The sequence below is a fragment of the Motilimonas sp. 1_MG-2023 genome, assembly GCF_030547455.1.
Lineage (GTDB): Bacteria > Pseudomonadota > Gammaproteobacteria > Enterobacterales > CBDFNC01 > Motilimonas.
In genome coordinates this window covers 1-10,298 of sequence record NZ_JAUOPX010000070.1, presented here as the reverse complement: position 1 = coordinate 10,298, position 10,298 = coordinate 1, and the positions used below count along the sequence as shown (strand labels likewise).

The 10,298-nt window shown below is 42.1% G+C and carries 11 protein-coding genes; 8 read left to right on the top strand and 3 right to left on the bottom strand.

Annotation, left to right across the window (positions count from 1 at the left end; genetic code table 11):
• Positions 1-143: 143 nt before the first annotated feature.
• Entirely contained in the window at positions 144-752 is a 609-nt protein-coding gene (rsmD, locus tag Q4519_RS20865; RefSeq protein ID WP_303515732.1) for a 16S rRNA (guanine(966)-N(2))-methyltransferase RsmD, read from the bottom strand.
• 96 nt (positions 753-848) lie between these two features.
• Here rsmD and ftsY point away from each other — a divergent pair, with 96 nt between their 5' ends.
• The 7 genes from ftsY (at position 849) to Q4519_RS20830 (ending at position 7,327) form a co-directional block, all read left to right on the top strand.
• Positions 849-2,534 carry a signal recognition particle-docking protein FtsY gene (ftsY, locus tag Q4519_RS20860; protein WP_303515729.1) on the top strand — a complete coding sequence of 562 codons (1,686 nt, stop codon included), beginning with the start codon at positions 849-851 and terminating at the stop codon, positions 2,532-2,534.
• A 46-nt stretch (positions 2,535-2,580) separates the two neighbouring features.
• Positions 2,581-3,261 (top strand): cell division ATP-binding protein FtsE, encoded by a 681-nt coding sequence (gene ftsE / locus Q4519_RS20855; protein WP_303515728.1) that lies wholly within the window; start codon positions 2,581-2,583, stop codon positions 3,259-3,261.
• Positions 3,254-4,222, top strand: a complete 969-nt coding sequence (gene ftsX / locus Q4519_RS20850; protein ID WP_232804167.1) for a permease-like cell division protein FtsX — start codon at positions 3,254-3,256, stop codon at positions 4,220-4,222. The genes ftsE and ftsX overlap by 8 nt, the downstream gene beginning before the upstream one ends.
• A gap of 162 nt (positions 4,223-4,384) precedes the next feature.
• Positions 4,385-4,840 carry a GNAT family N-acetyltransferase gene (locus Q4519_RS20845; RefSeq protein ID WP_232804168.1) on the top strand — a complete coding sequence of 152 codons (456 nt, stop codon included), beginning with the start codon at positions 4,385-4,387 and terminating at the stop codon, positions 4,838-4,840.
• A 90-nt stretch (positions 4,841-4,930) separates the two neighbouring features.
• A complete protein-coding gene (gene rpoH / locus Q4519_RS20840) occupies positions 4,931-5,773 on the top strand; it encodes an RNA polymerase sigma factor RpoH (RefSeq protein WP_232804169.1) in 843 nt (280 codons plus the stop codon).
• 142 nt (positions 5,774-5,915) lie between these two features.
• Positions 5,916-6,746: a prephenate dehydratase domain-containing protein gene (locus tag Q4519_RS20835; RefSeq protein ID WP_303515722.1), complete on the top strand. Its 831-nt coding sequence runs from the start codon at positions 5,916-5,918 to the stop codon at positions 6,744-6,746.
• A 239-nt stretch (positions 6,747-6,985) separates the two neighbouring features.
• Entirely contained in the window at positions 6,986-7,327 is a 342-nt protein-coding gene (locus Q4519_RS20830; protein ID WP_232804171.1) for a 5-carboxymethyl-2-hydroxymuconate Delta-isomerase, read from the top strand.
• A gap of 49 nt (positions 7,328-7,376) precedes the next feature.
• On the opposite strand, the gene trmA is transcribed toward Q4519_RS20830, so the two are convergent.
• Positions 7,377-8,474 (bottom strand): tRNA (uridine(54)-C5)-methyltransferase TrmA, encoded by a 1,098-nt coding sequence (trmA, locus tag Q4519_RS20825; protein ID WP_303515719.1) that lies wholly within the window; start codon positions 8,472-8,474, stop codon positions 7,377-7,379.
• 151 nt (positions 8,475-8,625) lie between these two features.
• Between trmA and murI the strand changes: the two genes are divergently transcribed.
• On the top strand, positions 8,626-9,402 hold the full coding sequence (murI, locus tag Q4519_RS20820) for a glutamate racemase (protein WP_232804173.1): 777 nt from the start codon (positions 8,626-8,628) through the stop codon (positions 9,400-9,402).
• A gap of 10 nt (positions 9,403-9,412) precedes the next feature.
• Here murI and Q4519_RS20815 read toward each other — a convergent pair whose 3' ends face one another.
• On the bottom strand, positions 9,413-9,874 hold the full coding sequence (locus Q4519_RS20815) for an RNA-binding protein (protein ID WP_232804174.1): 462 nt from the start codon (positions 9,872-9,874) through the stop codon (positions 9,413-9,415).
• Positions 9,875-10,298 lie beyond the last annotated feature (424 nt).

Below are 10,298 nucleotides of genomic sequence, written 5' to 3'. Positions count from 1 at the left end.
ACCGCCAAGCGCCAAATAAGCTCATAGTGAGCAGTAGAAGCCCGATTCGAAAGAGTCGGGCTTTTTTACGTTTGAAGGAAAAAACTTACATCAAACAAAAAACCACTCGAAAAGTGGTTCATTATCTACCTTGCTATCACATATTAAGCTTGGCGTTGATAAACCTGATAGATCACCTGACCAGCAACTTTGTCTTTAATAAGTTGCCAGTTTGTAGGTAGTCTCGGATTGGTTAACTCTTTTTCGCGCTCAATGTAGATCAGCGCATTTGTACTTAGCCAGTTATTAGATTCTAATTGTTCGCAGCAAGGTTCGAGTAAGCCTTTTCTGAACGGTGGGTCGACAAATACAATGTCGAATTGCTGGCTAGCTGGTTTACTAAGGTGCGTGATGCTGTCTGTACACACCACTTTGCCATTACTGGCTTTTACTGCAGCTAAATTACTTGCTAATTGCTTTGCTGCAAGCTTGTCTTTTTCAATAAGTATTGCCGCTGACGCGTAACGAGATAAAGCTTCAAAGGCTAAACTGCCACTACCACTGAAGCAATCTAAACAATTTGCATCACGAACGTCCATTGCGAGCCAGTTAAAAACCGTCTCTTTTACGCGATCTGTTGTGGGTCTGAGACCTTCCAAATCTTTAACCGGAAACTTGCGGCCGCGCCATTGCCCGGCAATAATCCGAATTTGCCCGTCTTTCGTAGGATTTATTGCTTTTTGTTTCGATCTAAGCCTTTGATTTGTGCCCATTGTAATTTTTAGTCCGGCCATTAGGTGTTAAAATACACGCAATATAATGGTCTGTATTTTAACAGGCATTCTCATATCGGGTAAGGTTTTACACAAATGGCGAAGAAAAAAGGTTTATTTTCCTGGTTAGGATTTGGCAAAAAAGAGGCTGAGCAAGAGCCAGAAGTAGTAGATTCCTCCTCTACTACACCCGACGAATCAGATGCTAAAGCACAAGCGGCTGAAGAAGCGCGTTTAGCGGCGGAAGTACAGGCTGCAGAAGAAGCACGTTTAGCGGCGGAAGCACAGGCTGCCGAAGAAGCACGTTTAGCGGCGGAAGCACAGGCTGCCGAAGAAACACGTTTAGCGGCGAAAGCACAAGCGGCTGAAGAAGAAACACGTTTAGCGGCGGAAGCACAAGCGGCTGAAGAGGAGCGTTTAGCTGCGCAAGCACAGGCTGCAGAAGAAGCGCGTTTAGCGGCGGAAGCACAAGCGGCTGAAGAAGCGCGTTTAGCGGCGGAAGCACAAGCGGCTGAAGAAGCGCGTTTAGCGGCGCAAGCACAGGCTGCTGAAGAAGCGCGTTTAGCGGCGGAAGCACAAGCGGCTGAAGAAGCGCGTTTAGCGGCGGAAGCACAAGCTGCTGAAGAAGCACGTTTAGCGGCGGAAGCACAAGCGGCTGAAGAAGCGCGTTTAGTGGCGGAAGCACAGGCTGCTGAAGAGGAGCGTTTAGCGACGGAAGCACAAGCGGCTGAAGAAGCACGTTTAGTGGCGGAAGCACAGGCTGCTGAAGAGGAGCGTTTAGCGGCGGAAGCACAAGCGGCTGAAGAAGCACGTTTAGCCGCAGAGCCAAGTAAAGAGAATAAAAAGGAGAAAAAGCCTAGTTTTTTCTCTCGTTTGAAAAATAGCTTAAGTCGCACTAAACAAAATATTGGAAGTGGTTTTTTTGGTCTATTCAGCGGTAAAAAGATAGATGATGATCTTTTTGACGAATTAGAAGAGCAGTTGTTGGTTGCAGATCTTGGGGTTGAAACGACGACGGGCATCATCAAGAAGCTAACTTCCCATGCTAGCCGTAAACAACTTAAAGATGCTGAAGCTTTATATGATTTACTTAAGCAAGATATGTCTGATATGTTGCTTAAGGTAAATAAACCTCTTGAAATTGATAAAGAAAAATCGCCTTATGTGATCTTAATGGTCGGAGTTAATGGTGTAGGTAAAACAACGACTATCGGTAAACTTGCGAAGCAATACCAGCGTGAAGGTAAATCAGTCATGCTTGCAGCTGGTGATACATTCCGCGCAGCTGCTGTAGAGCAATTACAAGTTTGGGGTGAGCGTAATGACATACCTGTAATCGCCCAACATACCGGGGCTGATAGTGCTTCGGTCTTATTTGATGCTTTAGAGGCTGCAAAAGCCCGTAATATTGATGTGCTGATAGCTGACACAGCAGGTCGTCTACAAAACAAAAATCACCTAATGGAAGAGCTGAAAAAAGTTGTTCGCGTGATGAAGAAAAAAGACGAAACTGCACCACATGAAATTATGTTGACGATTGACGCTGGCACCGGCCAGAACGCTATCAGCCAAGCACAATTATTCAATGATGCTGTTGGTGTGACGGGTATTACTCTAACGAAACTAGATGGTACTGCAAAAGGTGGGATTATTTTTGCCGTAGCAGATAAATTCGGAATTCCTATTCGCTATATAGGTGTAGGGGAAGGAATTGATGATCTGCGCCAATTTGATGCTGAAGAGTTTATAGAAGCATTATTTAGCCGTGAACAAAAGGATTGATGGCGCGACTTGGATCATCACTGATAGCTAAGGATAGAAAACCGACATGATAAAATTTGAGCAAGTTAGTAAAGTATATTCCGGTAGTCACCAAGCGCTCCAGAAGGTTGATTTTCACTTAAAGCAAGGTGAAATGGCTTTTTTAACGGGGCATTCCGGTGCTGGGAAAAGTACCTTGCTCAAACTTATTAGTCTATTAGAGCGCCCTTCAGATGGTAAGATTTTCCTTAATGGTAATGACATTAGTCGGGTCTCTCGTCGTCATGTCCCTTACTTGCGTCGCCATATAGGCATTATTTTTCAAGACCATCGCTTGTTAATGGATAAAACGGTATTTGAAAACGTAGCACTTCCATTAGTTATTGAAGGGTATGGCCGTAATGAAATAGAGCGTCGCGTGATGGCCGCATTAGACAAAGTAGGGCTCTCCGATAAGGCTTTATGTATTCCTGTTCACCTTTCTGGTGGTGAGCAGCAACGCGTCGGTATCGCAAGGGCGGTAGTGAACAAGCCGCCATTGTTATTAGCTGACGAGCCAACAGGTAACTTAGATCCAAAGCTATCAACTGAGATATTAAAACTATTTGAAGCGTTTAATAGCGTTGGTGTTTCTGTGTTGATTGCGACTCATGATTTGGGCCTTATAGCTAAAATGCGCTACCGAACTTTAACCCTTAAAAACGGTAAAATGAGTAGTGATGGTTTGCTGGGGGAAGGTCATGCGTAATATTTTAAATCCTTCTCCTCGTATTGCTAAGGTACCATTACACAAACGATTTTTGATGTATTGGGTGAATCACTTTCAACAAGCCATAGGCAGCTTGGGTGAGTTGTGGCGTACGCCAATGGCATCATTGATGACGATGGCCGTTTTGGGAATAAGTTTGGCATTGCCAGCAAGTTTTCATCTACTTCTTAAAAATGCAGAGCGAGTGACTGCAAGCTGGGATAATGCGGCTGAAGTGAGCTTGTTTTTGCAGCCAGGTTTATCTGATAAAACCACGCAAAACTTTATTCAACGGATCAGTTTATATGATGAAGTTGATGCCGTGACTTATATATCTAAAGAGCAGGCTGTGGCTGAGTTTAGAGAAATGTCTGGCTTTGGTAATGCACTCGATTATCTTGATTCCAACCCGCTCCCAGCAGTGGTCCAGGTCACACCCAAGCCACAACATGCCTCACCTGCAGGGGCAAAATTGTTGCTCGCTAAGCTCCAGCAGGAAAAAGAAGTTGAGCAAGGAAAACTAGATATAGAATGGCTTGAGCGTTTACATAGTATTATTAACCTTGCTGTAGATTCAGTTGTTGCTATCGCCTTCTTATTACTTGCCTCTGTTCTCCTCATTGTTGGTAATACTATCCGCCTTAATATACTTAATCGCCGCAGTGAGATAGAGGTCATGAAACTGGTTGGTGCCACTGACTCCTTTATCCATCGCCCTTTTTTATACACTGGCCTTTGGTATGGTTTGATTGGCGGGTTGATTGCTTGGGTGTTAACGAGTTCGCTGGTTTTGTGGATGGAATCTGCGGTAATTAAAGTCGCTGGATTGTATCAAAGTGACTTTAGGTTGTTAGGTTTATCTTTTAGCGAGTTTTTATTTATGGTTGGTCTTGCTTCCTTGCTTGGACTTATTTCTTCCTTTGTAACCGTGAAGCGCCACATTCATCTGATTGAGCCATAATTTGTTAAATCGACTTCTATCGTGATTTAGCATCTTAGCTGGTGCTATCTTTTTACCTGAGTATTATGTTATTAATTTCGGTTGAAATTATTTTGTGACTTGTATCACTTTTTTTTATCGGTTACCCTTAAGGGGCTTTACACTTCATCATAGGGAATAATCATGTCGTTATCGCTTTCATTTGAAGATGCTTCTCTCTTTTCTCCTGTTGCGCAATTGTTATTGAATGAGCTAGATTCAGAAGCAAGCAATTCTCAGTCAGTGCTTGATGACTTTTTACTTGGTGATTACCAATTGCTAATTGCGCGCAGCAATGGTGATGCAATAGGCTGTACTTTGTATCGACTTGATGGCCTAAATGAACTTGATATTCGTTGTTTATATGTTCGCTCCGGCTACAGAGAGCAAGGCGTAGGAAAATCTTTGCTTAAGCAACTAACGGCACAAGTGCAATTAACAACCGATAAAGTGTTAGTCATTAGAAGCCAACATTTAATGGTCGAAAGCCTTATCCTTTCACTCGGTTTACGATCCAATTCTGCTCCAAGATCGTACCCTTCCCACTTAAAAGCAAGCTTGTCGCCCACACCAAAGGTTGGAAACTTGCATATTCTTTGACGATTCCCTATATTCTGTCAACTTGCTACGTTTTAGCTGGCTTATAGGCTTTAGCAAGTGTTATCCATATTCATAAAAGAAAGGTTACTAATGAGTACAGATTATTCAATGGCATTGGTTCCTCAAGGAAGCATTGAAGGTTATGTTCAGTCAGTTAATCAATTTTCTGTTCTGAGTGCTGAAGAAGAGAAGCGTTATGCGGAAGAATTATTCTATGAAGGTAATTTAGAGTCTGCACGTAAGCTCGTTATGTCTCACCTACGTTTTGTGGTACATATTGCAAAAAGCTACTCAGGTTATGGTTTGCCTCAAGCTGATTTAATTCAAGAAGGTAATATTGGCTTAATGAAAGCAGTGAAGCGTTTTGATCCTACTGTGGGTGTACGCTTGGTTTCTTTTGCTGTGCATTGGATTAAAGCTGAAATACACGAATATGTGTTACGTAATTGGCGTGTAGTAAAAGTGGCAACGACCAAAGCCCAGCGAAAACTTTTCTTCAATTTACGTAAGTCGAAGAAGCGTATTGGCTGGTTTAACCAGGAAGAAGTACGTAATGTAGCTGAATCTTTAGGTGTTTCAGAAAAAGAAGTGATGGAGATGGAGTCGCGTCTTAGCGCTCAGGATCAAGCTTTTGATTTAGGTAATGATGACGATGATGATAATTTTGCGCCAATGCATTACCTCGAAGATAAGTCTTCTAATCTAGCGGCACAATTTGAGCATGATGATTATGAAAGCCATGCCTCAGCCAAATTAACAGCGGCGATGTCGCAATTGGATGACCGTAGTCAGCATATTTTACAATCTCGCTGGTTAACCGAAGATAAAGCCACATTACAAGAACTTGCAAATTTATATCAAGTATCGGCTGAGCGTATTCGCCAGCTAGAAAACAATGCGTTGAAAAAGTTAAAAGATGTAATGGATATTTAAGTTTAAGCTTACATCTAATAGCAAAAGCCTGATTTATTCAGGCTTTTTTATTGCCGTAAATCACCCGATGACACTAGAGTAGGTGACGCTTCAGTCAAGATAATGTAAATTCCCTGCTCAGTATTTTAAAGCGAGATTTTGCATGAGTGTAGTTGCGACCCTAGGCCCAAAAGATACCTTTTCCGATATGGCAACTCAGCGTTACTTGCTAGCGCAGGGACTAAGTAGCAAAGTCGCTTATTTTCCGACGTTAAAAACTGCATTTAACGCCATTGGCAATGAAGCTGATTGGGGAGTACTACCTATTGAGAACTTGTCTGAAGGCTATGTTCAAGTTGTTCTTGATGGCTTGATGGCAACGGATCTGTTTATTCGTGATGAAATACTGTTACCTATTAAGTTTGCTTTAGTAACTAACTGTCAAAGTCTCGCTGAAGTACGTTCCTTATACGTTCAATTTGTTGCTCATGGTCAGTGCTCTGAGTTTATTGAAAGTTTACAGGGCATTGCGATCCACAATACGCAAAGTAATATGGAATCTCTTAATGCTTTAGAAGGCGCTACTGAGCCAGCCGCTGCGGTTATTCCACATCATGTGCTAAAAGAGTGGAGCAAAGACTGCTTTAAAATCGATAACGTAACCGACTTCGCACATAATCAAACGCGTTTTTTAGTGTTAGGCAAGCAACCGCAAAAAATTGATCCCGCACTGGCCTATAAAACGACGTTAGTTGTAAGAGATGATCATGATAAACCGGGTGTGTTAGGCAGCATTGTTACTGCATTATCTGACCGCCGTATCAATATGACTTCCATTATGTCACGCCCAACTAAGTCGCAATTGGGTAAGTATCATTTCTTTATCGATATTGAAGGTCATTGTGAGCAAGATAATATTGCCGCGGCGATCGCTCAAATTAACCTTTCTTACCAAGTTAAAGTACTGGGCTCTTATCAAGCCGCTGTTGTTTAGTCATATTGTTATCATTTTTGATTTGTTGTAATGACTTAGCTAGTGAAAACCTTTGCGCTTTTCGTTGTTGGTTGACAAATAATAGGGCTTAATTTCTTATTTTAGTTATTAGTTTTTTTGCAACTCAAACAAAGCAAATCTTGGTAATTGAATCACCTTTTTTCATCTTGTTAGTTAGCTATTCTGAGATACACTCAAAATAGTACATGAGCTAACTTGCTGAAAATTAGGAGGCTAATATGCCACACTTAGTGATGGAGTATTCACAAGATCTAGAATCTTCCCATAATATCCCTACAGTATTGAATGCAGTACATAATGCGGCTAAGGACTGTGGTTATTTTACCGCGAGTGCCATTAAAAGCCGTGCACATCCCTTCCCTTATTATCGTGTCGGCGATTTAGATAATGGCCAATTTATTCATTTGACTGTGTCGTTACTCAAAGGACGAACATCTAGGGAAAAGTATCAACTCAGCCAGTTGCTATGCCGGACGCTTACAGAGTCGGTTGAGTTTACTGGGAGTGTGTCGGTAGACGTTCAAGATGTGGATGAAGAAGTTTACAGTAAACGCTTATAAATAGGCTTTCACATGCCAGCCGCGGCGATGGCGGCTGGCTTCGCTATGACTAGATGCGCTGTAAATAAACACCTGATTCCATGTGGTGGGTATAGGGAAATTGGTCAAATAGCGCAAAACGTGTGATTTTATGTGTTTGGCCAAGCACTTTAAGGTTATCTGCTAAGGTATCAGGGTTGCAGCTAATATAAAGAATGTTGTCATACCCTTGTACCATTTTTACTGTTTCGTCGTCGAGGCCTGAGCGTGGCGGATCTACGAAGATGGTATTACATTGGTAACTGGCTAAATCGATCCCCTTTAATCGAGAAAACTCACGTTCACCTTGCATCGCTTGGGTAAATTCTTCTGCTGACATACGAATAATAGTGACGTTATCAATATTGTTGGCTGCAATATTAAATTGCGCCGACTCTACCGAAGGCTTAGCTATTTCAGTTGCAAGTACACGATTGAAGTTTTCTGCTAAAGCAAGGGAGAAATTACCATTACCACAGTAAAGTTCGAGTAGATCCCCTTCATTGCCACGAGTACACTCCACTGCCCATTCCAACATTTTTTCAGCTACTTTTGCATTAGGTTGGGTAAAGCTATTTTCTACTTGTTTATAGGTTAGAGTTCGTTGATGCACCGTGAGCTTTTCAATCACATACTCTTTATCTAGGCAGACTTTCTGTTTGCGTGCTCGACCGATTATATTGAGCTGGTAGCTTTCGTTCAGGCGTTGTTTGAGTTGTTTTGCTTGCGTTTGCCATTCGTCATCAAGTTGCTTGTGGTATAGCAAGCTGACGAGTACTTCACCGCTTAGGGTTGACAGAAAATCAATTTGAAATAGCTTGTAACGCAGTACGGTGCTGCCTTTTATCAGTGCTATTAACTCTGGCATCAACCGATTAATCAGCTCACTTCCTGGACCAAATTGATCAACACGGATTTTAGCTTTGGTCGCTTGGTCAAACATTATGTAATAAAGGTCATCGCCTTCATGCCATACCCGAAACTCACAGCGACTTCGATAGTGTTGTGCTGGAGAGTCAAACACCTCTAATGATGGCGGATTAAACGAAGCAAACTGCGCTGTAAGTTGGGATGCTTTTGATTCCAGCTGCTGTTGGTAAAGTTCAGGTTGGATAAATGGACAAGACATAGCGACCTCAATAGTGCAGCGTAGAAAAAGGCAAATTCTAACGAGCGTGTCATGTTTGTCCAGTAAAGCCGTGACTAATTTAGTTCGGGGCTTGCAGGTTAATAGCAAAAACAGTGACAATTAGCTTAATTCTAGTGAGTGGTTTATATCAGTGAGTATTTTAATTTTTGATTCAGGTGTGGGTGGCTTATCGATATTTGCTGAACTGCAAAAGCAATTGCCGACTGTTTCTATGACCTACTTATTCGATAATCAGTATTTTCCGTACGGCGAGTTAGATGACCAAGTACTGATAGAGCGGGTTTGTTCTCTTTTGACTAAAGCGGTCAATGAGTTTGGCTCTGAATTGGTGGTCATTGCCTGTAATACTGCTAGCACCTTGGTGCTTGAACCGTTGCGACAAATTTTGTCTATTCCGGTGGTTGGCGTTGTTCCTGCTATCAAGCCTGCGGCGATGACGACAAAGAATAACTGCATAGGTTTATTGGCTACGCCCGGTACCGTTGCTCGTTCTTATACTGACACTTTAGTTCGCAATTTTGCTGCAGATAAAACCGTATTACGGATCGGTTCAAGTGAGTTGGTCAAGCTAGCAGAACAAAAGCTACGCATGAAGCCTGTTGACTTAGATTCACTTGCGGCAATTTTAGCCCCTTGGCTACTAGCGGAAGTTAAACCCGATCGAGTGGTGTTGGGTTGTACGCATTTTCCACTACTCGAAGAAGAACTAAAGCGAGTGCTGGGGGACGATGTTGAGTTGGTTGATTCTGGCGTGGCAATAGCCAAACGAGTGACTTCATTGATTAACATTACAGCGAGTAATGCTGAGTTGAATATATATTGCAGTTTACTAAATCAAGAAACTAACGAACTAAACCCCACTTTAAAGAAATTGGGCTTTAGTTCGTTACAGTTATTTACGGTATAAATAGATAGAGCTATTCGCCAGACTCATTTTCGTTGTCACGGCTAGTACGTTCATTTGCTTCGCGTACTTTAAGGGTGCGCTGCTGAAACTCTTTTTCATTTAGCGCATCGATTGCGGCATCTGCATCGCTATCTGGCATTTCGACAAAACCAAAACCGCGACGTTTGCCGGTTTGCTTATCTTTCATTAGCCTTACTGATACGACACGGCCATGTTCAGAAAATAATTGACGGACGGATGCTTCGTTTGCGCGATAAGGCAAATTGCCAACGTAAAGTGTTTTAGTGGTAAAGCTATCTTCGGTTGAAGCGACTTTTTTTGGTAAAAAGGTAACTGCTAGGCCACCAATAGCTATACCAATTGCGAGCGTTAATGCAGAGTCGAGTTGTAAAAAGTAGGCAATAACAAAACCTACGCCTGCTAATGCAAGAGAAAACAACACAGACAAACCCAGTGTGTTGGACGATTTCATGTTTAATTGAACCCCTGATAATAAAATATAATTGTAATTAGATGTTTCAAATTGTGCTTGAGGCAGTTAACGCTCAAAAAAAGAAAGCGAGAACGGTTAAGTGCCTTATGTAATTTAGCAATTAAATGAAGCATAAGCTTGAAGCTGTTTCCAATTTTTTAACAATAGTCTGAATATTGTGTTGAAAATGTCGGGGAGGAGCACAAAAAACAAACGTTGAGCGTATTATTTAAGCAAACGGATCTAAAAGTTAAGGTTTTACCGAAAAAGCCTTGCACCGAAATCGAATCTCCCTATAATGCGCAACCACTGAGACGGCACAGCGCAAGGCGCAACGCAACATCAGATGGTTAAGAAGCTGCGGTTTCTAACCAGAAAGATAAATCGAAAATTTCTCGAAATTAACGATTGACTTTCAAATCGG